This is a genomic window from Pseudomonas sp. R5(2019), assembly GCF_009905435.1.
In the GTDB taxonomy this organism is placed as follows: Bacteria; Pseudomonadota; Gammaproteobacteria; order Pseudomonadales; family Pseudomonadaceae; genus Aquipseudomonas.
On the sequence record NZ_JAAAMT010000008.1, the window covers coordinates 77,687 to 103,580 of the forward strand.

General features: G+C 59.9%; 17 protein-coding genes. 15 read left to right on the plus strand and 2 right to left on the minus strand.

Going from position 1 to position 25,894, the window contains the following annotated elements; all coding sequences use genetic code 11:
- Positions 1 to 91: 91 nt before the first annotated feature.
- Both GUY40_RS07705 and GUY40_RS07710 read left to right on the plus strand, forming a co-directional pair.
- The gene (locus GUY40_RS07705) at positions 92 to 1,273 is read left to right on the plus strand and encodes an OprD family porin (RefSeq protein WP_256675673.1); all 1,182 of its coding nucleotides are present in this window, start codon (positions 92 to 94) and stop codon (positions 1,271 to 1,273) included.
- Between the two features lie 93 nt (positions 1,274 to 1,366).
- The gene (locus tag GUY40_RS07710) at positions 1,367 to 2,092 is read left to right on the plus strand and encodes an aspartate/glutamate racemase family protein (RefSeq protein WP_166568358.1); all 726 of its coding nucleotides are present in this window, start codon (positions 1,367 to 1,369) and stop codon (positions 2,090 to 2,092) included.
- Between the two features lie 66 nt (positions 2,093 to 2,158).
- On the opposite strand, the gene GUY40_RS07715 is transcribed toward GUY40_RS07710, so the two are convergent.
- Together GUY40_RS07715 and GUY40_RS07720 are read right to left on the minus strand one after the other, a co-directional pair.
- Positions 2,159 to 3,472, minus strand: coding sequence for an MFS transporter (locus GUY40_RS07715; protein ID WP_166568359.1), 1,314 nt, complete (start codon positions 3,470 to 3,472; stop codon positions 2,159 to 2,161).
- Positions 3,473 to 3,819: 347 nt separating this feature from the next.
- Positions 3,820 to 4,803 (minus strand): ribonuclease Z, encoded by a 984-nt coding sequence (locus GUY40_RS07720; RefSeq protein WP_166568360.1) that lies wholly within the window; start codon positions 4,801 to 4,803, stop codon positions 3,820 to 3,822.
- A gap of 1,021 nt (positions 4,804 to 5,824) precedes the next feature.
- Between GUY40_RS07720 and GUY40_RS07725 the strand changes: the two genes are divergently transcribed.
- The 13 genes from GUY40_RS07725 (at position 5,825) to GUY40_RS07785 (ending at position 25,876) form a co-directional block, all read left to right on the plus strand.
- Positions 5,825 to 7,585, plus strand: a complete 1,761-nt coding sequence (locus GUY40_RS07725; RefSeq protein WP_166568361.1) for a caspase family protein — start codon at positions 5,825 to 5,827, stop codon at positions 7,583 to 7,585.
- A gap of 380 nt (positions 7,586 to 7,965) precedes the next feature.
- Positions 7,966 to 9,540 carry a peptidoglycan-binding protein gene (locus GUY40_RS07730; RefSeq protein WP_178117728.1) on the plus strand — a complete coding sequence of 525 codons (1,575 nt, stop codon included), beginning with the start codon at positions 7,966 to 7,968 and terminating at the stop codon, positions 9,538 to 9,540.
- 537 nt (positions 9,541 to 10,077) lie between these two features.
- Positions 10,078 to 11,748, plus strand: a complete 1,671-nt coding sequence (locus GUY40_RS07735) for a hypothetical protein (RefSeq protein ID WP_166568362.1) — start codon at positions 10,078 to 10,080, stop codon at positions 11,746 to 11,748.
- Positions 11,687 to 12,364: a hypothetical protein gene (locus GUY40_RS07740; protein WP_166568363.1), complete on the plus strand. Its 678-nt coding sequence runs from the start codon at positions 11,687 to 11,689 to the stop codon at positions 12,362 to 12,364. The genes GUY40_RS07735 and GUY40_RS07740 overlap by 62 nt, the downstream gene beginning before the upstream one ends.
- A gap of 836 nt (positions 12,365 to 13,200) precedes the next feature.
- Positions 13,201 to 14,511: a nucleotide sugar dehydrogenase gene (locus tag GUY40_RS07745; RefSeq protein WP_166568364.1), complete on the plus strand. Its 1,311-nt coding sequence runs from the start codon at positions 13,201 to 13,203 to the stop codon at positions 14,509 to 14,511.
- A 58-nt stretch (positions 14,512 to 14,569) separates the two neighbouring features.
- Positions 14,570 to 16,051 carry a glycosyltransferase family 2 protein gene (locus tag GUY40_RS07750; RefSeq protein ID WP_166568365.1) on the plus strand — a complete coding sequence of 494 codons (1,482 nt, stop codon included), beginning with the start codon at positions 14,570 to 14,572 and terminating at the stop codon, positions 16,049 to 16,051.
- Positions 16,052 to 16,123: 72 nt separating this feature from the next.
- Positions 16,124 to 17,323: an alginate biosynthesis protein Alg44 gene (locus GUY40_RS07755; RefSeq protein ID WP_166568366.1), complete on the plus strand. Its 1,200-nt coding sequence runs from the start codon at positions 16,124 to 16,126 to the stop codon at positions 17,321 to 17,323.
- Positions 17,320 to 18,720, plus strand: coding sequence for an SEL1-like repeat protein (locus tag GUY40_RS07760; protein ID WP_166568367.1), 1,401 nt, complete (start codon positions 17,320 to 17,322; stop codon positions 18,718 to 18,720). The genes GUY40_RS07755 and GUY40_RS07760 overlap by 4 nt, the downstream gene beginning before the upstream one ends.
- Positions 18,717 to 20,147, plus strand: coding sequence for an alginate export family protein (locus GUY40_RS07765; protein WP_166568368.1), 1,431 nt, complete (start codon positions 18,717 to 18,719; stop codon positions 20,145 to 20,147). Before GUY40_RS07760 ends, GUY40_RS07765 begins: the two co-directional genes overlap by 4 nt.
- Before the next feature lie 194 nt (positions 20,148 to 20,341).
- A complete protein-coding gene (gene algG, locus GUY40_RS07770; protein WP_166568369.1) occupies positions 20,342 to 21,859 on the plus strand; it encodes a mannuronan 5-epimerase AlgG in 1,518 nt (505 codons plus the stop codon).
- Positions 21,860 to 21,870: 11 nt separating this feature from the next.
- Positions 21,871 to 23,271 (plus strand): alginate biosynthesis protein AlgX, encoded by a 1,401-nt coding sequence (locus GUY40_RS07775; protein ID WP_166568370.1) that lies wholly within the window; start codon positions 21,871 to 21,873, stop codon positions 23,269 to 23,271.
- Entirely contained in the window at positions 23,271 to 24,350 is a 1,080-nt protein-coding gene (locus GUY40_RS07780; protein WP_166568371.1) for a mannuronate-specific alginate lyase, read from the plus strand. The genes GUY40_RS07775 and GUY40_RS07780 overlap by 1 nt, the downstream gene beginning before the upstream one ends.
- A gap of 104 nt (positions 24,351 to 24,454) precedes the next feature.
- A complete protein-coding gene (locus tag GUY40_RS07785) occupies positions 24,455 to 25,876 on the plus strand; it encodes a mannose-1-phosphate guanylyltransferase/mannose-6-phosphate isomerase (protein ID WP_166568372.1) in 1,422 nt (473 codons plus the stop codon).
- Positions 25,877 to 25,894: the final 18 nt, after the last annotated feature.

Consider the following 25,894-nt stretch of genomic DNA (forward strand, 5'->3'; position numbering starts at 1 on the left):
TGCCGGCCGCCCCGGCTTTTATCGAGCTTGGATAACAATAATGAACCGACCTTGTTTTGCTGTGCCGTTGCTTTTTTCATTGGGTACTTCCATGGCCAACTGCGCCTCGGCGGCATTTGTAGAAGACAGCAAGGCGACCGTGGAATTACGCAACTTCTATTTGAACCGTGATTATCGCCAGGACAATGCTGCTCAGGCGAAGACCGAAGAGTGGGCGCAAGGTTTTACCACCCGGCTGGTTTCAGGGTTTACCGACGGCCCCGTGGGGGTTGGCGTCGATGCGCTGGGCCAGTTGGGGGTGAAGCTCGACTCCAGCCGCGATCGACGCAACTCCGGGCTGTTGCCCTATGGCGCAAGCCAGGAACCGGTAGACAGTTACAGCAAGCTGGGGCTGACGGCAAAACTGCGTGCGGGCAAAACCGTTTTGAATGTGGGGACGCTGCAACCGACGCTGCCGGTGGTGATGTATAACGATACCCGTCTACTGGGTTCATCTTTTCGCGGTGGTTTGTTGAGCTCGCAAGCGATTCAAGGTCTTTCGTTGAATGCGGGAAGATTGACACAGGCCAGCCTGCGCGACTCTTCCAGCAACGAAGATGTTGGTTATGGCGCAGCGTCCAGTGATCACTTTGATTTTGCCGGCGGAACCTATGCGTTAACACCCCAGCTGAACCTTAGTTACTACACTTCGACGTTGCAGGATATCTACCAGCAGCAATTCGCGGGGGTCACCCACGGTTGGCAGTTGGCCGAAGGCGTCGTGTTGAAAAGCGATATTCGCTATTTCGACAGTCGTGATGACGGGCGCAGGCTTGCGGGACACATTGATAACCGCAACTTCAACGGGACGATCAGCCTGGGTTATAAGGCGCATCGGTTTTCCACGGCCTGGCAGTACTTGTCAGGCGACAGTGATTTTCCGTTTCTCAACGGCGCGGAACCCTATGTGGCCAACCTGGTGACCTTTAATCTGTTCACCCGGGCTCAGGAGGATTCGTGGCAACTGCGTTACGACTATGATTTCGTTGCGTGGGGCGTGCCGGGTTTGACATTCATGACTCGTTACGTAGATGGGCGCAATGTCAAAACCGCCACCGGGTCTGAGGGGCGGGAGTGGGAGCGCGACACCGACCTTGCCTATACCGTGCAGGATGGTCCTCTGAAGGGCGTGAGCGTACGCTGGCGCAATGTCACCTTCCGTTCAGGCGACGGCTTGACCACCAAAGTCGACGAAAACCGGCTGATAGTCGGGTACACCCTGGCGCTCTGGTAGCGCCGGTCTGCGGTGACTGACCTCTGGTGGCCATACTGGCCCCCGGAGGTTTTCTGTTTTCAAGCTTGTGCAATTCATCAAAAGGAAAGCCCCGTGAACCCAGGTATCGGTACTTTGGCGCGCATTGGTCAGCTCTACCCTTCGGGCGGGATCTGCGACCACGAACCACAATTGATGGCCCCCCAGGGGGTGCGTTTTGTCACCACTCGCGTGCCTTTCCGGCAGACCTCGCTGGAGGCTGATCGCAAGTTTTCTGAAGACCTTGAGTTCCATGCGCAATTGCTCGCCGATGCCAGCGTGGATCTGCTGGCAATCAACTGCACCGCGGCGACCTTGCTGGCTGGGCCGCAGAATCTGCGCAAGCGTCTGTTCGAGGCGACCGGGCTCAACAGCGTCACCACCATTGAAGCGGTTGTAGCGGGCTGTCGGGCGCAGAACATGCGTCGTATCGGCTTGTTGACGCCTTACCCGCAAGAAGTGGTAGAGGTTGAACGCGAGTACTTCGCAGGTCTTGGTATTGAAGTGGTCACGTCGCTGGGCAGGCCCTGCACAACCCCGGTGGAGCAGGGCAGTCTGCTGCCTCAGACATGGCTGGAGTTGGCAAAAGGGTTCTGCGGCATAGAGTTGGATGGCGTCTTGATCAGCTGTGCGGGCATCCAGGTGTGCGAAGTGCTCGCAACCATCGAAGCGCAACTGGGCCTGCCGGTGGTCAGCAGTAATCAGGCGCTGGTGTGGATGTGCTTGCAGCAATTGCGCATCGAAAGTCAGGTGCAAGGTTTTGGTTCGCTGTTCACCAAATCGTTGCCTGTCATCGAGTAGGGCGTACGCAGCAACTCACCGGCAAGCTTGGCTTGTCGGTGAGTTGTAGGTTGCAGGCGCGGGTTGTTATCTTTCGTGGGCTGGCGCAGGCGTCATGATGATTGCGATCGCCGCGGCGATTGCGGCGGCGGCGAAGACCATGAAGTTCCAGAAACTATCGAGGTGCAGTCCGGCGACGAACCCCCCCAGAATCGGCCCGCCCATGGCCCCGAAGCGCCCTATGCCCACCGCCCAGCCCGTCGCCGAAGCCCGTGCATGCGGTGCATAGTAGTTGGCGATGTAGCCCAGCTGCACCAGCGCCACGGCAACGCTGCCAAAGCCTGCGCAGGCCACCAGTACGTAGTTCACCAGGATCGAGTTCTTGAACGACAGTGCGGCAATGGCGCAGGCGCCAAAGGTAAAGCCCAGGGCCAGTGTGCGGCGCGCTCCGAAGCGATCCGCGATCCGCCCGATCACGATTCCGCCCACAGCGGCGGCCAGGTTGAAAGTGGCGAAGAACATCAGGCTGGAGCCCAGGTCGTAGCCGTTATGCCGCATATATTGCGGCAGCCAGGTCCCCAGCCCATACACCACCATGACGGCAGTGCATTGCGCCAGCCACAGGCACAAGGTGCCGCGACGATTGCGCGTGGAAAAAACCTCGGCGAGGATCTCCCTGAATGGCGACTGTTGAGTAGGCCCTTTGCTGACAGGTGGGGCGGGCAATTCGCTGATGCCCAATCGTGCGGCGAGTGCCTGAGCCTGGCGGGTGCGCTTCTTTGCGACCAGAAACTCCAGCGATTCGGGTAGCCACAGCAGCATGATCGGGATGAGCAGCAGCGCCAGCGCACCGGCAGCCACCACCGTGCGCCAGCCATGGTCGGGCATGAACGTCATGCCTACCCAGGCTGAAAGCAGGGCACCGAGCGGATAGCCGGAGTACATCAGGGCAAAATTGAGGTTGCGTCGGTGAGGTGGAGAGTATTCGACCGTCAAGGCTGCGGCCACGGGGATCACTCCACCCAGCCCGAGGCCGCCAATACCTCTGACCAGCGAGAAGATTTCCGGGGTTGGCGCCCAGGCTGCGGCCAGCATTGAGCCTGAAAACAGCGCGATACAGAGGATGATCAGCGGTTTGCGCCCGATGATGTCGCTCCATGGGCTGATGAAGTAGGCACCAATGAGCGTGCCGAACAGGGCAGAGCTGCTCATGGCGCCGATTTCCAGTGGGGTCAGGCTCCATTGAGGGTCGCTCAACAGGGCAGGCACGATGGTGCCCATCACGCCGATGTCATAACCCTCCGAGAGGATGGCGGCCCAGCAGAGGCCTAGCACTAGAAGCATGGTGGAGCGGGGAAGGCGGGTGGCCGTCCCGGCATGGCTCGTCTCGGTGATGTGCACGTATTTATCCTTTTGGTGATGTTCTTATAGGCAAGGTTTAGCCGGTACCTAAACGGGCGGCTAAAAAAATACAATGATCGTTATTGGTGCGGATCTCATGTCGGTTTTTCCGAATTTCACCGTCTGTGATTATTTTTATGGGCATGGCGTCATCTGCAGAGACATCAAAAGAATACATCATTCGTTTTTGAGGCGTTAGTCCCGCTTTAAAAAAAGCTGGGCACAGGCGCTCAGCGGTAGGGCTGCTCTTTCGGGTCCAGCAACTCTACAAAGCCAGGCATCGGCGCTTGGTTTTTTCCGATTACCGGTTGGTGGAGCCCAAGCCGAAGATCCTGATCGGAAAGCGGTTAGTGAAACCGCTCCTGTCGATCGGTCGCCATCACCTCCAGGCGGCCATCCCGTCCGAGGTGGTAGCGCTCCAGATCGCGCGCCAGAATTAACTGGCCGGTGAATTGTGCCCTGGCCTCTTCGCGGATGTCCTCGATGGACGGGCTGCGCTGGGGGTTAGTCTGGTAGCGGGCGCTGAAATGCGTAAGGACCAGGTTTGGAACGCCCGCCGACTCGGCGAAACGCGCCACCGCTGCAGCCGTACTGTGCCCATAACTGCCTTGGATGTGATCGACCACCGCTTGGGTGAAGGTCGCCTCGTGCACGAGCACATCCGCAACCGGCGCCACCTCGGCCAGAAGCTCGGGGCTGTCGTTGTCGCCGCAGACGATGACGCGACGTGCTGGCCGCGAGGGGCGCAGATAGTCCTGTGCACGAAGCATGCGCCCGTCATGTTCCACATCAAGCCCCCGTGCCAGCTCGCCCCAAAGGGGACCACGCGGGATACCTTCGGCCAGCAGGCGTTGCAAATCCAGGCGCGGCTCAGAATTGATCTCGGCAAACACGTAGCCGTGACAGGGAACCCGATGGGACAGAGCAACCGTGCTGAGCTGGACATTGCCAGTGCGCCAGCCGTCGAGGGTTTCGACCGCATGAAGACGCAACTCGAAAGGTAGGCGCGTCTCGGTGACGGCCAGGCTAAGGTGCAACCAGTCATGCAGAGCAGTCGGCAGCACCAGGTCAAGCGGCTCGGTACGCCCCGACATGCCAGCGCTGGCCAGCAATCCGGGCAAGCCGAAGCAGTGATCCCCATGCACGTGAGTAATGAAAATCCCTCGCAGCTGGTGCAGTGACAGAGAAGTGGAAAGCAGCTGATGCTGAGTGGCTTCGCCGCAATCGATCAGGTACCAGCCTTTACCGGAAGATTCGATCAGGGCGGTACCGCTGACATTCCGGGCCCGGGTCGGTACCGCGGATGAGGTGCCAAGAAACAGCAGATCCACGGCTGGTTCCTCCATTTGAGGACATGTAGGAGCCGGGCTTGTCGGATCGCCGCACCGCCGCGATGAACGATGACGCGCAATACCTGTAAAACCGCGGCGTTCTTATCGCGGGCAAGCCCCAATGCCAGTCAGTTAAGGAATAGAACGACGCAACCCCTGTGGGAGCGGATTTATCCGCGAATGAAAACACCGCGGTTTATCAGGCATTGCGCGGCGCCTACATTCGCGGATAAATCCGCTCCCACATGTTCTGCGCCTTAACTGACTGGCATTGGGGCAAGCCCGGCTCCTGCCAGCACGACGTCGCATGGCTACCATTGAAGGTACGGGGATGAAACTGACGTCCACTTCAATGAAAATCGAACATACATGATGAGTCAGTACGGCCGTCGAATCTATGCAATCCCGAGGAACGACAGGATAACCACGACAATCACAACTACCCCGACGATGTAGATAATGTTGTTCATGTCATCCACCTCTCAACCTGAATGGGATTGCAAAACGAGGGTGTTACAAATAGCCCTGCTCCTTATTATGTTAGGCCACTCGGTAGGAATCGGGTTGCCGATCTCGACCACCCGGATGCACGGTAAATGTGGCGATCTCGCCTGGCTGGGCATGACTTTTTGGCCGAGAGAGCCAGCACGCCGGCACTTGCCTTGACGTCCTATTTGAATTGATCTTGACTTCAAAAAACGCTGGGTATTTGTGGTCGGCGCGCCCCTCTCATAGTGTGAGGTGACCATGCATACGCCAGTCATCGCGACCAGGGCAATGGAGTATTCCAGGGTTGCGAATGCCAGACTTGTCCTTGCCACCGGGTATATCAGGGTTTTTCGAGAGGAATTCAACTTTCAAACCCTATCCGCCCAACCCAACCGGGCAAGGATATCCCCATGACAAATATCGTGATTTGCTGCGACGGTAGCTGGAACACTCCCGATCAGCTCGACAATGGTGTGCCTGCCCCAACCAACGTAGTCAGATTGGACAACAACAAGACTGCTGGAGTGTGGAAATGGCGATCAAAATTCTGTGTGTACATGGCATAGGCCACGAAGAGGCGGATGAGAATTTCGAAACATCCTGGCATAGGTCGATCGCCGAAGCGGTATCGCACGTTGCCCCGAGTGCAGACATCGAACTGGATTATTTTCAGTATGACTCGCGTTTTTCTGCCAGCGGCCTTGGCACGCCGGAAATCGCCGAGGCGACGCTTCGTCTGCTGACCAGCTCGGTGATCCATTCAGTGGGGGACGTTTTCCGGCGCGATCGTGGCTTCGGCCAGTTCTCTGACCGCCTGCGCTGGACGGCCGGCATGGTAGCCCAGTGGACTGCGGACGAGTCCCTACGTACTACGCTGCGCAATGATCTGTCCAGCCATATCCTCGCCTCGCAACCGGACATCGTCTGTGCACACAGCCTGGGGTCGCTGGTCGCGTATGACACGTTCAGCAGAGATCCATCGCTCATGAGCAAGCGAGTGCTGATCACGTTCGGCTCGCAAATTGGTAATCCCGCAGTACGCGAGACTTTCGGCGGGCGCATCGAAAGCATCGAGGGCGCGCGCAAGTGGTACCACCTCTACAACGAACACGATAACGTGTTCACGGCGCCGCTGTATCTACGTAATGCAAACTTCACTCAGGTCATGACACCGTTCGACAAACCGGGTGATGCACTCAATCACGATGCGACGTTTTACCTTGGCCAGAACGAAACCGTGGCCAATGTGTGGGGGCCTCTATTCCAGGCCAGCATCACCAAGGGATTCGACAAGCGGCTCGCCGCAGTCGATAAGTCACTGGGCATTGCCATACCCAAGGGGCGCACGGTGCGCCGTTCGAAAGACAAGGCGTTGCTGATCGGTATCAACAACTATCCCAATCCCGCGGATCGGCTCGAAGGCTGCGTCAATGACGTCTTCCTGATGAGTTCACTGTTGCAAGAGTCGAAGTTCGCGCCGGACGACATCCGCATCGTGTTCGATGAGCGCGCTACCGCGGCAGGAATTCGTGATCGTCTGCACTGGCTGCTCGACGACGCCCAAGCGGGCGATCGCCGGGTGCTCTTTTATTCCGGACACGGTGCACAGATTCCCAATACCAATGCTTCGGGCGAAGCCGATCGCATAGACGAATGCCTGTGCCCTTGGGATTTCGACTGGACGCCGGAACACGCAATTCTCGACAACGACTTCCGCGATCTCTATATCCAGCTGCCATACGACACGCAGTTCATGACGATTTTCGATTGCTGCCATGCCGGTGGTATGACGCGCGACGGGGCACGGCGCGCCCGAGGACTCACGCCGCCGGATGACATCCGCCATCGCGCGCTGCGTTGGGAGCCTGAGCTGCAAATGTGGGTGGAGCGTGACTGGGTGAAGAGGGCTCGTAAAAGTGCACAGAAGGCCGAGACCGCCAATACCGTTAGCAACCGCGAGGGTATCCGCCGACTCGGCCAGTCCATCGCGGTGCGCGGTTACGACGATAAGCTTTACGATAAACGCCGCAAGGCGTACGGGCACGAAGGCCCCTTTCTGCCGATTCTCATGTACGCCTGCGGTGAATCCCAGCTGTCATATGAGTATCGTCACGGTGTTACCTCATATGGAGCGTTCACCTACGCGCTCGCCCATACGTTGCGCGCATCCAGGCAACGACCGACGTTCAAGGCCCTGGTTCGCGAGACGGGAAAGCTCCTGGCCGATCTGGGTTATGACCAGAAGCCGGCGATTGTGGGACCGGCTTCATTGCTCGGCAAACCCGTTCCCTGAGGCGGCACCGGTCAGGATTTAGAGAGGTTCACCCAATCAGCGCCCAGTGCTTGCGAGGAATAAGCGACCCGTACGCCGGATCAGGTTGTTTATCCAATCTGCTTGGGGATGTTTCCCCCTGAACGTGGAATGCCGAAAAGAAATCCTACAGTCGACCCTACGGCCTGGCAGGCTATGCCCCATAGCAAAATCGGTGCAACAGCATCGGCACGCCAACCGACCCATATCACCGCTGCACCTCCAAAAGCCACAAGTGAATAATCCAGTCAGCACTGGAACCGCCAGCCCGCAAAGGACGCAGGCAGCGCCCCATATTTCCTTTGATCAGGCCTATGCTTTAACCGGCAGTTATATCCGCGTCCGGCTTCGAGGAACATGCCATGCCAAAGCTCAGTCCCGCCGACATCAAAAAGACTATTGACAATACGCCCTCCGGTGTCTGGATCTGGCGCCTCGCCAACATCGACCGCAATTATTTGAATCGACTGGCCGAGGTAGGTTGCAAACGTGTCTACTTGAAAGTATTCGACGACCGGCGTGGTGACAGCGCCGACGATTTTTTCTGGGACTTTCAATGTACCGCGGCGACCATCCAGGCCTTCAACGCCATCGGCGTCAGTGTTGTCGGGTGGGGGTACCACTTCGACCAGCGCACATCGATACCTGTCGCTGAAGAAGTAAAAGCCGTCGCCATGGCCATGGCCTGTGGCCTGGAGGGGTATATCGTTGACGTCGAAGCCGAAGTCAAATCACCCAGAGCAAAGGCGCCACTGGATGACTTGCTCACTGCTTTGCGCACGGCTACTGGCAGCAAATTTCTTGGCTATACCTCATTTGGCCACCCGGGGTTTCATCGGGAAGTGCCCTGGACGCTGCTCGACAGCAGAACAGACATCGCCTTTCCACAAATCTATTTTGAGAAGTTCAGGTTCGGCGCGACCGATGCTGACGAAGTCAAAGCGGCATTGGATGCTCATAAAAGCCTGCGTTTGAAAAACCCCATCCTGCCTATTTGGGGCAGCGAAGAAGATGCTGCCCATCCTGCGACAGCGGCCACCTTGCAAAGTTTTCTGAATGCGTACCCGGGTTCTTCGATATTCCGCATTCCGACACTGGGTCTCAAAGGCCAGGCATGGAATCTCGATTACAGCAAGACCGCTGCGCTCATCCCCAGCGCCACCCCCGCGCCTACAAGCCTGGGTGACTTCCCCGGGGAACTGCGCAATGGCGCCAAAGGAAAGGCCGTCAAAGACCTGCAAACAGCGCTGGCTGCAAAAGGCTTCGATCCAGGAGCAATCGATGGCGAGTTCGGCCCATTGACCGAACAGGCACTCAAGCATTTCCAACGCATGAACGAGCTGACGGTCGATGGCATTGCCGGGCCGATCAGCTGGACTGCACTGGGGGGCAGGTCGCAACCCGAAGCCGCGACCGTGGTGTTCGCCAGCGGTATCCGGGAGCGACTCGCCAGTATTGCCGAGACCGAAGCTGCGATGGGGCTCTCCTGGTCCGGGCCAACGTCGCTGGCCGAGCGCTATTTGAAGCCGTTCCGTGCGCCGATGCAGAAACTTGGGCATATCGGCACGAAACCGGTGTTCTATAACTGGTGCGCAGCCTTCGTGACTTATTGCGCCCGCCAGGCTGGCTACACCATCCCGGACCAACCGGCTGGTCACAAGGCAACCATGGCCTTGGTTGAAATGTGGAAAGCCTGGGCGAAGGACCAGAGGTATTGGCACCCGGCCGGCGTGACCACACCTGAGCGCGGCGATATCGTTTGCTTTGAATGGCTCGATGGCGACAAGGCCCTGGATCACATCGGCATCGTGCTCCAGGGGCCGGGAAATGGCACGACCCTGCAGACCGCCGAAGGCAACCGTAATAACCAAAGCGTCAATGGCACCCGACAGATGAAAAATGTGGCGGGGATCATTCGCTTGCGTGCTGAGGCATAGGGACATTCGTATTGGCAGCGACCACTCAGCGGTTGTCAGTGACGCTGGGTGGCAGCCTCGAACAAGGGCGGTGGCGATTTGCCGTTTCCTCGTCTATATCGTTAGACACAAGGCAGTTCGTGGTCGGGTGAATCAGGTGGGTCGCAGCCGAGCGGAGTCGACCTGTGCAGTCGTTGAACCTGAGTCTGGAGGATTCGCAGGGCGCTGCATTCTGCCAGGTGACGGAATGCCTCACGGCAGTGCGTTGATTGACAGTGATTGATGCTCGCCTGAAACAGGCGGCTCAGCCTCGATAGGAGGAACAATGTCTGACGTAAAGCCTGGAGCCAAAACACCTAACCCCGACCATTACTTGATCTCCGCGAGTGGATTGCTGGGAGACCCCCCAACGAAATCGAGGACATTCACGAGTTTCGCAACGAGTTCGATAAGTTCTTCGATGAACAGCGCGACACGCCGCCCTCCGAGACCACAGACGTCCCTGCCGGCGATAGCCCGCAAACCAGGACCAAAGCCAAGACGCTCGACGAAGCGGCATTGGCACAGGAAATACAGGGGACACTGGATAACGACCCGGCCTTCAAGAAGGCCTTGGCTGAGGCTTACAACGCGTCCATTCCCGCTTCGGAGCTCACCACCAAGGGCGTTGGATCGAAGGCCAGGTCCAGCAATCTGCTCCTGGACCCGGGAGTGCTCGACGAGATGTTTCCGCCCGAGGACGAGGCACTCGCTCCATCCGATCAACAGGTCAAGTCCAGGGGCGTTCTGAGCTGGCTCGGTGTCGCCAAGTATGTCGCCAGAATTGTCATCGCGGTCGTCAAGCGACACGCCAACGGCAGGGACCATCCGGAGATCAACACCGTCGAGGATGATGGGTCCGAGAAGGTCAAGGTGCTGCAGATCTACGCCACACAGAAAAGAGGCAAAGCCCAGGAACGCATCCTGCCAGACTCTGATGGCAAAGCCGTCGGCCTGCTGACGCATGCGCTGCTGAAATCGCTGAGGGAGGCGCCGACCGATGTCGCTGGGCGCATCCCGTCGGTGACCTTGAAGGGCTATGTGGACCTGCACTGGTCGGATTGGTTTTCTGCTCCGGTGCCGCCGGCCCCTCGAATCATCACGCCCCAGGCCGGCGACATTTTCTTTCAATCACTCAAGCCGCTGTCCATCCAGGCATTCAGCCTTGCGGCAGGCACTGCCGACGGCACACAACTGAATCTGCAATCCAGCGTGCTCGCGGCCACCGGGACTGTCCGTGCCGATACCGTGGTCTGGATTGCAAACAACAGCGCCTGGAAGGTCGATATACCGCTGGAACCGCCCCAGGCCGACGGGCGCCGGGTGTTCAAGCTCAAGCTCTCGAACGACGAGCACGTATTAAGCTTTCCTGGCACCTTGCGTGAAGCCGTGAAATTCGTTCCGGGGGACGCCAATGCCATTCCCGCCTACTTTGATCCAGCGGCCATTGAGCACCTTCGCACGGAGGTTGGCAAGCTGGGTATCCAGACGCTCGCGGGCACGCCGCTACTCGACCTCCAGGCAAGCGGCACCCTGGAGGCCGCGCAAGGGATGTTCATCCTCGACATTGCTCTGGAGGAGGGCGTGGTCGTGTTGACACAGGCATGTGCAAACGGCCGCAAGCGTTGCCTGCCGATTTACCTCCTCAAAGAGCGGGTAACGCACCTGTATCTCTTGTCACTTCGGGACCTTGACAGTCTCAAGCCGATTGAAATCAATCTGGACAATGCCGCGGTCATTTTTCAACACGGCGCCCAGGTAAGCGTGTGGACTCAAAATGCGCTCAAGCTTGAAGTGGCCCGCAAGGCGTTCAGTGCCGGTCGCACGATTTCAGGATGGGCCGGCAAAGACACTGCCTCGATTCATGCCACGGCAGCCTCCAATCCTCTGCTGGCCTTGATAGACGCCCAGCTTTGTCTCAAGAGCCCGCCTGGGTCGAACAATACACGGCTAGCGGCGCTCATCGACGCCAGCGCCGAAGTCCTCGGCAGCCACTTTCCTGATGTGATTGCCTTGCGCGCGGCCTATCGAGAGCTGACCGCTCGCGACGCGCTGCTACCCCCCCTCGACGCAGACCCTGGAAGCGTTGAGCGGTCCTCCTCTGCTTCGAAGGAGCTGGGAGCAGTTGGTGGCTGCCTATGGCGCAAGCAGGACATTGAACCAGGTTATTCCGCAGCCCTGCGTCGTTGACGAGACCACCACCTGGTTCATCTGGTCGAGCGAACCTGAACCCGATAAACCCTTGGCGTCGGCTGTGCGAGTCGAAAAACCTGAAATCAGATCGACGTCATTCCTTGGAAGCCTGGCCGTTTCTGGCATGGCGCGGCTGGAGAAATACCTGCCGAAAAAAGCGAAGTTCAGCAAAATTTATGTGAGGCCTCCAGTCGTCATCGAAAACGACCTGCTTTCCATTGAGCTTGCCAGTCCTGTAGACGGAAGCCTCCTGCCATCAACGCTCGATGAAGCGGTGAAAAGCCTTGTCGCACTCGTTGAACGAGGGGAGCTGGAAAAGTGGCTTGATTGCATCCAGGACCTTGCCGAAAAGTTCTTGCCGGCCAACTCACCGTTGCGCAGCGACCCTGCGATCCAGCAACTGTTGATGAGCCTGCCCGTGGTGCTCGACAAAGCGTTCGTACGCACCTTCGGCACCGAGAAGCTTATCCGCCAAGTACTTGCCAGCCTCAAATTGCCTGATGAAAAAGTGGTTGCCATCGTCCGGAAACTGGCTTGCTTTGTCGTCGACGAAGGCGCTCGGGCAAATCTGGAGCAGATTATTCGCCTCGTCGTACAAGGCGAGGATAAGTGAGCCTGGCGCACAGACGTGAAGCTGAGCCGTGCACCTGTGGGAGCAGAGCTTGCTAGCGATGAGGCCAGCACAAGCAACAAAAAACGTGCCCGGGTAGACGCAGCTATCTGCGGCCCATTCAAGACCTTGACCGGTATTACCCCGCGTTAATACCGGCAAACGACTGAACAGTGAGTGGTCGCGTCATAAGAGTTGATGTTAATACATGATCCCGTCATATTGGGCTCTAATAGCTGCCCTCAAATACCGCCTTTGAATACTGTAGATGCATCAAAATAACAGTCGCGCTCATTGCGTAAATTTCCGACGACATGTCGAGTTATTTTCAAAAGTGCGCCAGAAAAACAGCTGCTGGGATTTTGACGTCGTTTCACCAACTTTACACTGAGTGTAACATTTAAAAAATTTTGCAACGACAGTTGTAAAAGCGGTTTTGCACCGCTAACGTGCTTTACGTGTATTGAATACAAAAAGCGCCAGAGAAGTTGCTTCTTTTTGGTGCTTTGTTTTGACGGTCTCCGTGGCTATAGTTGATCTGTTTTTGTAAGTTGCTGATTGTCAAGGTTAAATATTCAACCCTGTAATCAGTCAGAAACTTGGCACTTACTTTGCTGTTCAATGTTCAAGATTGTGTCAAGACCCGTGTTTACCGAGTTAAATGAGACAGTGCCCCCTGTGATGTATGTCGTACAGCACGCGAAGTTCTTCGCGTGCGGGTCGAGGAGTGAGTCGTACCTGACTGTCCAGTAGCGTTAGTTGGAACGGTAGAGCGACCGTTGGTCTGCGTGACAGATCGCTGGCGCTCTTGAATCAGGACATACGAGGAGATCTCACCCATGCGCATCAGCATATTGGGTCTGGGTTACGTGGGCGCTGTGTGTGCAGGTTGTCTCTGCGCGCGTGGTTATGACGTGGTTGGGGTGGATGTATCTCAGGTCAAAGTCGACCTGATCAACCAAGGGAAATCACCAATCGTCGAGCCTGGCCTGGAAGCGCTGCTTGAGCTCGGTGTGAGTTTTGGTCGGTTGCGTGGTGTCTGCGATGTGAAATCAGCCGTGATGGACACGGACATGTCGTTTGTCTGCGTGGGTACGCCCAGCAAGAAGAACGGTGACCTGGATCTGGTCTACATCGAGTCGGTCTGCCGTGAGATCGGCACGGCTATGCGCGAGAAGGATGGCTGGCACACGGTGGTGGTGCGCAGCACGGTGCTGCCAGGCACGGTCAAGAATGTCGTGATCCCGATCCTGGAAGACTGTTCCGGCAAGCAGGCCGGGATCGACTTCGGGGTAGCGATCAACCCTGAGTTCCTGCGCGAAAGCACCGCGATCAAGGATTTCCACAATCCCCCCATGACGGTGATCGGTGAACTCGACCAACGCAGTGGGGACATGCTCGTCTCGGTCTATCGGGAGCTGGATGCGCCGATCGTGCGCAGGAGCATCGAAGTAGCGGAGATGATCAAGTACACCTGCAACGTCTGGCACGCCACCAAGGTCAGCTTCGCCAACGAGATCGGCAACATCGCCAAGGCCGCCGGCGTGGACGGCCGCGATGTGATGGATGTGGTCTGCCAGGATACCAAGCTCAACCTCTCGCGTTATTACATGCGGCCAGGTTTTGCCTTCGGCGGTTCCTGCCTGCCCAAGGATGTGCGCGCGCTGAACTACCGCGCCGGGCAACTGGACGTCGATCATCCGCTGCTGGCCTCGATCATGCGCAGCAATGTGGCGCAAGTGCAGCGAGCCTTCGACATCGTCGCCGGCATCGGCAAGCGGCGTATCGCGCTGCTGGGCCTGAGCTTCAAGGCGGGCACTGATGACCTGCGCGAAAGCCCATTGGTAGAACTGGCCGAGATGCTGATCGGCAAGGGCTACGACTTGCACATCTTCGACCGCAACGTGGAGTACGCGCGTATCCATGGGGCGAACAAGGAATACATCGAGTCGAAGATTCCTCATCTGGCGTCCTTGCTGCGTCCCGACCTTGCAGAGGTGATCGAACACGCCGATGTGATCGTGCTGGGCAACGGCGACGAGTCATTCCAGGCCATTGCGCAACAGGCCCCGGAAGGCAAACGGGTGGTCGATCTGGTGGGCTTCATGCTTGGCGTCAGTAACGATCAGCTCGAAGGCATCTGCTGGTAAAGCATCGAGGGCGCTGCGCAAGCGCGCCTTGTGCAGAATTGAACCGGGGGCATGGGTGATGGCGGATTCCAGGGATTACTTGCGCGAAGGTGCGGGGTGGTTGTTTTACATCGCGGCATTGATGGGGATTGCGCTGCTGTTGCCGCGCACCGTATTCGATCCCGAATCAAAGGATTTCCTCCTGCTGTTGGGGGCGGTCGGTATCTGGCGCTATTCGATGGGCGCGATCCATTATCTGCGGGGCATGGTGTTCCTGTACCTGGTGTTTCCATGGTACCGCCGCAAGGTCAGTCGGCTAGGCGCCGGTGCCGACCCGTCGCAGGTGTTCCTGATGGTCACCAGCTTTCGCATCGATGCCATGACCACCGCCCAGGTCTACCGCTCGGTCATCGAGGAGGCCATCGGCTGTGGTTACCCGACCACCGTGGTTTGCTCCATCGTCGAGCTGGCCGATGAGCTGCTGATCAAGACGCTCTGGGAAAGCTGCAACCCGCCAGCGCACGTCAAGCTGGACTTCGTGCGCATTCCCGGCACCGGCAAGCGTGACGGCCTGGCCCATGGTTTTCGGGCCATCTCACGGCATATGCCCGACAGCAGTGCCGTGGTGGCGGTGGTGGATGGCGACACCGTGCTCACCCCAGGCCTTGTGCGCCGGTGCGTGCCCTGGTTCAAGCTGTTCCCGAACGTCGGCGGGTTGACCACCAACGAGTTCTGCGAAGTGCGTGGCAGCTACCTGATGAGCCAATGGCACAAGCTGCGCTTCGCCCAGCGCCATATCAACATGTGTTCGATGGCGCTGGGCAAGCGGGTGCTGACCATGACCGGGCGGATGTCGGTGTTCCGCGCCCAGGTGGTGACCCATCCGGGCTTTATCCAGGACGTGGAAAGCGACTACCTGGAACATTGGCGCCTGGGTCGCTTCCGCTTTCTGACCGGCGATGACAAGTCCAGTTGGTACAGCCTGATGCGGCTGGGCTACGACACCTTTTATGTGCCCGATGCGGTCATCAACACGGTCGAGCATCCGCCGGAAAAGAGCTTCTTCAAGGCCAGCCGCAAACTGATGTTCCGCTGGTACGGCAACAACCTGCGGCAGAACTCGCGGGCCCTGCACCTGGGCGCCAACCGCCTGGGATGGTTCACCTCACTGGTGCTGTTCGACCAGCGGGTGACGATGTGGGCCAGCCTGCTCGGGCCGTCGGTGGCGATCATCGCCAGCCTCAAATACAGCATGGCCTACCTGCTGGTGTACGTGCTGTGGGTCGGCGTTACCCGCTTGCTCCTGAGCCTGTTGTTGCTGGCATCGAAGCACCCGGTGGGGCCTGCGTATCCATTGATTCTCTATTACAACCAGCTGGTCGGAGCGGTGGTGAAGATCTACGTGTTCTTTCGCCTGGACCGTCAGTCCTGGACGCGCCAGAACACTCGGCTCGACCGCGGCCTGGCGCGCTATCAGCGCTGGTTCAACACCTGGTCTTCGCGGGCCATGACGTTCTCGGCTGCCAGTGTGTATGGGGCCTTTTTGATGTGGATCGTGTAGCGCAAAGAAAAAAATCAACCCCGATTCTGACCTGCCGGGTCGACCTTAATTGTGGATGGGATGGGACGCGTTATGAGCACAGCCAGCATTGCGATGAGTAACGATGTCGTACACGAGTCGGAAGTACAGCGTCAGCACGTGCGGCTGAAACTTCCGGCCAAGCTCAAGTTCTACGGGCCGGACCGCGAGATGCTCGAATGTGAGCTGCTCGACCTGTCGGCCGGTGGCTTCAGCCTGTATCAACCGGATTCGCCGTTCATCTTGGGGCGCCAGCACAAAGGCAAACTGGTGTTTCAGGTCGATGGGCTGGGGTTGGCCATCGATGTGGAGTTTGTCGTGCGCTCGTTCAGCGACGATGGGGAGCGGGTGGGATGCGAATTCCAGAACCTGCGCCCACGAGAGATCGCGGCACTGCGCTACCTGATCACGGCCTATCTCTCGGGCGTGGTCATCAGCCTGGGGGATATGCTCGCGACCCTGCAGCGCGAAAACTTCACCAAGCCACGCAAGCACGACAGTGGCAGCAGCCTGGGCTTTTTCGGGCGCTTGCGGGCGACCACCTTGAGCCTGCTGATTTTCCTGGTGGGGCTGTGTGCCTTTGGCTTTGTGCTGTACCAGTTGTACGGCGTTTACTTTGTCACCCACGCCGAGTCGGCGCGGGTCAACGTCCCTGGCCAGTTGATCGGCTTGCCCCGTGACGGCAGCGTCACGGCGCTGGCCAAGGTCGGGGCGGTGGTGGCCAAGGGCGCGCCGCTGGCGAGCTTCTCCGCATCCTTGCTGGATGTGATGAAGGGCAATCTGCCACCGGGGCAGGCGACCCCGGAAAACCTCGAGCGTCTGTTCAGCCGCACGCTGCAGGGTTCGCTGACCAGCCCATGCGATTGCCGGGTGGTGGCGCAACTGGTGCCCGACGGCCAGGTCGTCGGCAAGGGCACCACGGTGTTCGAATTGATGCCGACCAACGGCGTGGCGACCATCGAAGCACGCTTTCCCTACAAAAACTTTTCCAGGATCCAGCCCGGCAAGGGGGTGAATTTCCAGGTGGTCGGCGAAGAACAGTCACGCAGCGGCAAGATCACCACGGTGATGCTGGACAACGGCGGGCTGGCTTCGGATCTGCGGGTCACCATCGTGCCTGACAGCGCCTTGCAGACAGAACTGGCCGGCCGCCCGGTGGAAGTCAGCATCGAAAACCTGCCGATCGGCAACTGGTTGAGTGAGGCCTGGGCCAACAACAACTGGATCAACAAAGTCATGGCGGCGACAAAATGAACGGTACCTGGCGATCGGGGTTTCAGTGGACGGCATTGGCCGCGGCGTTGGCGCTGGTTCAAGGCTGCGGCAGCTTGCCGGATGAAGGCTTGGCGCGCCAAGCCATGGCACGCGGCGATTTTCAGACCGCGCGCCAGAACTATGCGGCCCTGGCCGAAGACGGTTATGCCGATGCCCAGGCCGGCATGGGCGACCTGACTGCGTCGGCGGGCGATCCGGCGAGCCTGAAAGCCGCCGAAGTCCTGTACCGGCAGGCCGCACCGGAGTCGCTCAAAGCGCAGTCGCGCCTGGGGCGTTTGATCTTGCGGCAGGGGCCGACGGACCCTGCGCAAGTGCGCGAGGCCCGGCAGCTGTTGGAAGGCGCGCTGGCCAAAAACGAGTTCAGTGCGGTGGTGCCGCTGACGCTGTTGTACCTGAGCTACCCGCAACTGGTGCCTGGCGTGAACCCGCAGCAGCAGGTCGATGCCTGGCGCGCCCAAGGCATTGTCGAGGCCGATCTGGCGCAGATCCTGATCTACCGCAACCAGGGCACCTACCAGGCGCACCTGCGGCGGATCGAAACGATGTGCCAAGCCCGGCTTGCAGTGCTCGATGCCTGCTATGTCGAACTGGCCACGATCTACCGCATGCGCGCCGATTCCAAGGCCCAGGCGCAGCTGTTGGTGCAATTGCGCCAGGGCTGGCGCGAGGGGCGGGTGGCGCCCTTGCGGGTCGAGTCGGTGGCGCGCGTGCTGTCGACACTCACCCTGGAAGGGCCAGCCGATGCCCAGGCCGCCCAGCGCCTGCTCGAGGAACTGGCGCCGGTCTATGCGCCGGCCTGGACCAGCCTGGCACGCCTGATCAACGACTACCCGGCGCAGGGCGATGCGCCGCAATTGCTGACGGCCTTGCAGCGTGGACGCGACGCGGGCGACTCACGTGCGCAGTTGCTGACGGGCAGACTGTACTACCTTGGTAAGTGGTTGCCCCAGGACCCGCGTCAGGCCGAGGCGCATTTGCTCAAGGCGGCCGCGGCCGGCGAGCTCGGTGCGCATTACTACCTGGGCCAGTTGTATCGGCGCGGGTTCCTGGGGCAGGTCGAACCGCAAAAGGCCTTGCAGCATTTGCTGCTGGCGGCCCGCAGCGGCTCGCCCAGCGCCGACCTGGCCTTGGCACGGATGTTTTCCGAGGCCCGCGGGATCAAGGTCAATCGAGTCAATGCGTTTGTCTTTGCGCAACTGGCGCAACGGCAGGGTGTGCTAGAGGCGGCACCCGTGCTGTTGACCCTGCACTCGGCGCTGACACCGGCAGAAAGGAAAATCGCTCAGCCCTTGCTTGAGGGTGAAACCCAAGCTCGCCTGACAGGCGCTGCGCTTGCCAGGTTGCAAACTCCGGAAAATGGACAGGACTTACTATGAAGCAGACATTGTGGGCAGGTTGTGGTCTAGGGTTGTCGCTGCTTTGCAGTAGCGGTCTGGCGTTGGCAGACGAGGCACCGAAGAACTTCGGTGTGGATGTGAAGCTCACCGGTGAATCCCAGGAAGACCGTGATCTGGGCACCGCGCCCGGTGGCACGGTCAATGGCGTCGGTATCGACGTGCGGCCCTGGGCCTTCGGCCTGTGGGGCAACTGGAGTGCCTACATCATGGGCCAGGGGGTGGCGGCCACCGATACCATCGACACTGATCAGGTCAATAACGGTGTCGACAACGCCGACGCACGCGAGGCTGACGACAGCTACCTGGCCCTGCGCGAATTCTGGATCGATTACTCGGGGATCACCGCCTACCCCGGCGAGCACCTGCGCCTGGGGCGCCAGCGCTTGCGCGAGGAGACTGGCCAGTGGATGGACAGCAACATCGAAGCGCTCAACTGGAGCTTCGAGACCACCCTGCTGCGTGCCCACCTTGGCGTCGCTCAGCGCTTTTCCGACTACCGCACTGACTACAGCGACCTGGCGCCCGAGGACGAAGACCGCACCCACGGCTTCGGGGATATTTCCACCCAATGGCTGCCCAATAACTGGATAGGGCTTCGCGTGCACCACGTCGAAGACAGCGGCAGCCTGCCAAACCCGGGCGAGCAGGTCGAAGTACTGGACAAAAGCTATACCGGCAACCTGACCTGGGTTGGCCTTGAAACCAACGGCGATGGCTACAACTACCGCTCCACGATGCCGGTCAACTACTGGATCAATGGCACCTGGCTGACCGGCAACCGCGACAACCTCAGCAGCAGGACGGACGTCAATGGCAACCGCATCGCGGTGGGCAGTAACAAAGGCGACGTCAACACCTGGGCCGCCGACCTGGGCCTGCGCTGGAACATCAATGACAGCTGGCGCCTGGGTGCGGCCGCGGCCCGTGGCGAAGGCGGTGGTGTCGACAAGGAAGACCAGTTCCAGCAGACCGGCCTGCACAGCAACCGCTCCAGCTACACCGGTACCCGGTCGCGGGTGCACCGCTTCGGCGAAGCCTTTCGCGGTGAGCTGAGTAACCTCCAGTCGGCGACGCTGTTTGGCGCCTGGCAGCTGCGTGATGACTACGACGCCAGTCTCGTCTATCACCGCTTCTGGCGGGTCGATGAGCTGCAGGAGACCGGCGACAACGGAATCATCAACACCGTCCTGGTCGATGGTGAAAAGGACCTGGGCCAGGAAGTCGATCTGGTCCTGACCAAGTACTTCAAGCAGGGCCTGTTGCCGTCAAGCATGGTCGACTGGGTGGATGAACCTTCAGCGCTGGTCCGTTTGCGCGTCGGGGTGTTCCTCCCGGGCGACGCCTACGCCGATGACACCGACTCGAGCATGCACCGGGCATTCCTGGATTTCGTCTGGAAAATCTAACCACAGGCTTGCCCACCCGGTAGGAGCCGGGCTTGCCCGCGAAAGAAGGCGCCGCTTTCTTCCTGACCCACCGCGGCGTCTGAAATCGCGGGCGAGCCGGAACGCCGGACCGCCGGCTCCTACAGGGGGCGGGGTGTCGTTCAGGGTGTGGCCTTTGTACCGATAAGTTGCGTTCAATTTGATGAGTGAGGCTTATGGACAGTGTCGTCAAGATAGGGCTGTTGCTCGCCACGCTACTCTGGGGGCAGGCCCAAGCGGTCAGTGCGGCGCAAGGCGTTTCACTGCCGCGCTATACCATCAGCGAGGCGCCTGGCAAATCCTTGCTGATCAAAGAACCCAAGATGCCCGACCTGTCGGGCTACACGGCCGAGGCCGCGATGGCGAAGATCGTCTATAAGCCTGCGGGGCGTGCCTTGATCCAGCCGATGCTCAAGGAGCAGATGCTCGATGAGTTCATCGGCGGCAAGGAGCGCATCAAGGAATGGGTGGTGCGCCAGAAACGGATGCCGGTGGCGATCTTTATCGACCGTGGCTACATGAACCTTTCGCAACTGGCGCGCAGCCTGCCGCCGACGGCGTTGCGCGAAACGGCGCCGGGGGTGTTCCTGGCCCGCTTGCCGATCGTGATACGCCCCGGCGCGACCCTGCACGTCGACAAGTCGGTCAAGGAGTTGCGCCTGTCCCAGGAAGGCGGCTCGTTTCTGGTCAATGACGGCAAGCTGTTTATCACCGACACCAAGGTCAGCGCCTGGAGCGAGAAGAACAACAGCCCGGCCTGGTACAAGAAGGAGGGCGTTTTCCGGCCCTTCCTGGTGTCCTGGGGTGGCACCCAGACCTACATCGTCAACAGCACCATCACCAGCTTCGGCTACACCGCGAGCAAGAGCTATGGGGTGAGTATTTCCCAGTACAGCCCCAGCATGGCACCGAAGATGAAGCGCAAGCGGCCGACCGGCTGGCTGATCAATTCCGAATTCGTCGACAACTGGTACGGCTTCTATTGCTACGAGGCCGACGACGTGGTGATCCTCGGCAACAGGTACCGCGACAACATCGTCTACGGCATTGACCCTCACGACCGCTCTCGGCGTTTGATCATTGCCCACAACGACGCCTTCGGCACCCGCAAGAAGCACGGCATCATCGTTTCACGGGAGGTCAACGACAGCTGGATCATCCACAACCGTGCCTACGAAAATGGCCTGTCAGGCATCGTGCTGGACCGCTCCAGTGTCAACAACCTGGTGGCCTACAACGAGGCCTACAAAAACCGCTCCGACGGCATCACCCTCTATGAAAGCGGCAACAACCTGCTCTGGCGCAACCGCGCGGTCAACAACGACCGGCATGGCATTCGCGTGCGTAACAGCACCCGCGTGAAGCTTTATGAAAACGAGCTGATGGCCAATGTCCTGACCGGCATCTACGGCCATATCAAAGACCTGCGCGGCACCGACCGTAACCTCCATGAAGACCCCTTCGAAGCCAAGCTGTCACTGACCGTGGTCGGCGGCAAATTGATCGGCAACGGTTCAAGCCCTATCACCGTGTTTTCGCCGTCGCGCCTGGAACTCTATGACCTGACCTTTCTGGCGCCACAGAAACAGGACGGTCTTTCATTCTCTGGTTTGCTGGGGGAGGTGCAGGGCGACTTGATACGTATCCTTCTGAACCGCCATGAAGCGGCGCTGATTGTGCCGATGAAATTATGAGGAGCCTGCCGATGAACACTCTTCAGGGATTTGCCGCGTTGTGCCTGTTGTCCGCGCCCGCATGGGCCCCGGCGGCGCAGCCTGAATACAGCGTCGAAGCCTGTTGCCAGCTGTGTCCGCAAGCGGCGCAGGCGACACTTTACGAGCCGCTGGGGCTCAAGAACTTTGCGACGCTGGTGCAAACCAAAGACCAATGGCTGTTTCGTACCCAAAGCGATTTGCGCACCGATTTCGGCCTTGATGAGATCGGCTACAAGGCCCTCAAGCGACTGCGCGACGGGCTGGCCCAGCGCGGCGTCGAGCTGGTGCTGGTGTTGCCCCCCAGTCGCGGCCTGCTGCACGCTGACCGCCTGACGCCGGCGGCGCTGGCCACCTTCGACCAGGCCACGGCGCGGGACAACTACCTGCAAACCCTGGCGCGGGTACGTGACTTGCGGGTTGTGGTTCCCGACTTTGGCACGCTGCTGCAAGCCCCCTCGCCAGCCGACCAGCCGTTCTACTTCAAGGGCGATCATAACTGGACGCCCTACGGCGCCGAACGCAGCGCGCGCCTGGTGGCGCAGGCGCTCAAGGGCAGTAATGCGCTCAAGGCGTTGCCGCAGCAGGCCTTCGTCAGCCGGCCGGTGGGGCTGCTCGGGCGCTCGGGCAACTTGCACAAAGCCGCTGCACAGATCTGCGGCAATGGCTATGCAGCGCAATTCGTGACCCGTTACCAGACCCTGGCCGAGGGGAGCGCCAAACCGGCCCCGCGAGTTGCATTGATCGGCACCAGCGCCAGCGGTGATGCCTTCAACTTTGCCGGCTTCCTGGAGCAGTACCTGCAAACACCGGTCACTAACCTGAGCGTGGCCGGCGGCGGTTACGACGATTCGCTGATTGCTTACCTGCTCAGCGATACCTTCCAGGCCCGCCCACCGGCAGTGCTGGTGTGGGAAACCGACAACCTCGACAGCCTGCGCAAGGCCAGTTTCTACCGGCAGGCGATGGCCGCGCTGAGCGATGGTTGCGATGGCCAGGCGCCGCTGCTCAGAGGCCAGGTGACGCTTCAAGGCGGGCGTCGCCAGGTGTTGTTCAACGGCAGTGGCGGCGCGGTGCATCCGATCAAGGGCGATCGCTATCAGGTCGATCTGCAGTTTGCCGACCCCACGGTGCACCTGATGAGCGCCACACTGACGTTCATGAACGGGCGCCAGGAAAACATCAGCCTCAGTCGCCCGCCGACAGTCGATACCCGCGGTCGCTTCGCGTTCGAACTGCGTGCCGATGCGGACTGGGATGAGCTCACGTTTCTTTCCATGGATGTGCAACCGCCACCCGGGACTGCCTCCACGGGACTCTCGGCCCGCTTGTGTGCCAAGCCGGCCACCCCGCAAGCGCCATCCCTGCGCACGGCGCAGGCGGAGGGTCACTGATGCGACATTCACACTGGGCGGCCTTCGGCGCGGCCTTTCTCCTGACGGCACCGGCCGTGGCGCAGTTGCGCCCGCCCGAGGGCTATTACGCCGAGGCGACGGTCAAGCAAGGCGACGCAGAGCGCTGTCCGGAAACCCCCAAACCCTATACCGGCGATCTGTTGATCCCCAGCAAATACGAGGGCTCGGGCAAGGCCCGCGATAAATTCAACGCCGACTCCTACAAGCGCTACAAGCAGCTGTCGGCCGACATCAATGAGCTTGAGAAGGGCGTCAACAAACAGGTGGCCGCTTATTTGCGCCTCGGTCGCCCGGGCTATGTGGATTGCACCCTGACCTGGCTGGACAGCTGGGCCAAGGCCCAGGCACTGCTGAGCACCACCTACACCCATACCGGCAAATCGATGCGCAAATGGGCGCTGGGCAGCGTGTCGTCGGCTTACCTGCGGCTCAAGTATTCGCGTTCCCGGCCACTGCAAGGCCGCGAGGCGCAGACCCGGCCAATCGAGGCCTGGCTCGGCCAGGTCGCCGATCAGGTGGTGGTCGACTGGCGCGATCAACCGCGGGACCGCCTCAACAATCACCAGTACTGGGCCGCCTGGGCCGTGATGGCCGCCTCGGTGGTGGTCGATCGCCGCGACTTGTTCGACTGGTCGGTGGCGCAGTTCCGCTTTGGTGCTTCCCAGGTCAATGCCGACGGCTATCTGCCCAACGAACTGGGGCGCGATACCCGGGCACTGGCCTATCACAACTACGCCATGGGGCCTTTGATGATGATCGCGGCGTTTGCCCAGGCCAACGGCGTCGACCTGCGTGAAGAAAACCAGGGCGCCATGCGCCGACTGGCGGGGCGAATAGAGGAGGGTATCAAGGACCCGGGCACCTTCGAGCGCAAGACCGGCTACAAGCAAAAAATGGAAGACCTCGACGAGGACGGCAAATTTGCCTGGCTCGAACCCTACTGCGCGCTCTACAACTGCTCGGCGCAAACCAACCGCTGGCGCCAATCGGCCGAGCCGATGAAGACCTACCGCCTGGGCGGTGACATTACACAGCTGTTCGCTGGCCCCAAGGATTGACCCCATGCGATTTCAACAGGGTAGTGTTGGAAAAAGAGAAGGGCAGTCCTTCGCACTGCGAAGAGCCTTCATATCGTTCGATAACGGTGTGAGAGGAAGGCGCGATGATTCCAGTGATTTTGTCCGGCGGCAGTGGCTCACGGTTGTGGCCGTTGTCGCGCAAGCTGTTTCCCAAACAGTTCCTGAGCCTGGCGGGTGAGGGCTCGCTGTTTCAGCAAACCCTGAAACGCCTGGCGTTCGACGGCATCGGCAAGCCGATTGTGGTGTGTAACCAGGAGCACCGTTTTATCGTCGCCGAGCAACTGGCGGCCATTGGCTGTACACCCCAGGCGACACTGCTCGAACCCTTTGGTCGCAATACCGCGCCGGCGGTGGCGCTGGCCGCCCTGAAACTGATTGCCGAGGGTCGTGACGAGCTGCTGCTGGTGTTGCCGGCCGACCACGTGATCAGCGACGTCGAGGCCTTGCGCGAATCCATGGCACTGGCGCAAGAGCAGGCACTGCGTGGCGACATGGTGCTGTTCGGCATTCCTGCTGTGCGTGCGGAAACCGGCTTTGGCTACATCAAGGCCGCCCAGGGCGATGGCACGGCCCGCTTGTTCAAGGTCGAGCAGTTTATCGAGAAACCTGACCTGGCCACCGCCAGCGATTTTGTCCAGTCTGGCGACTACTTCTGGAACAGCGGGATGTTCCTGTTCCGCGCCAGCCGTTATCTGGAGGAACTGCGCAACCACGAACCGGACATGTACGACAATTGCGTGCTCGCCCTGGAGCGCAGCCGCGGCATCGACGGCGTGGTCAACATTGATCGGGCCACCTTCGAGTGCTGCCCGGACAAGTCCATCGACTACGCCGTGATGGAGCGCACCCAGCGCGCCTGGGTGGTGCCGCTCAGTGCCGGCTGGAGCGATGTGGGATGCTGGTCAGCGCTGTGGGATGTGCATGACAAGGATATCGACGGCAATGTCCTCAAGGGCGACGTGGTCAGCCACAACAGCCGTAACTGCTTCGTGCATGGCAGCAGCAAGCTGGTCACCCTGTTGGGAATGGACGATGTGGTGGTGGTCGAGACCAAGGATGCAATCATGGTGGCGCACCGTGATGCCGTCCAGGACGTGAAAAAGCTGGTCAATGTGCTCGATGCCCAGGGCCGCTCGGAAACCCAGAGCCACTGCGCGGTGTATCGCCCCTGGGGCGGCTATGACTCGGTGGACGTCGGCAGCCGCCATCAGGTCAAGCACATCACCGTAAAACCCGGTGCGCAGCTCTCGCTGCAAATGCATCACCACCGCGCCGAGCACTGGATCGTGGTCTCGGGCACCGCCCAGGTGACCTGCAACGAGAAGGTCTTTCTGCTCACCGAAAACCAGTCCACCTACATCCCGATCGCTTCGGTGCATCGCCTGGCCAACCCCGGCAAGATCCCGCTGGAGATCATCGAGGTGCAGTCGGGCAGTTACCTGGGCGAAGACGACATCGAGCGTCTGGAAGATGTGTATGGCCGCAGCCAGCCGGTGAAGAGCTGAGTCGCTTATTGATGACAT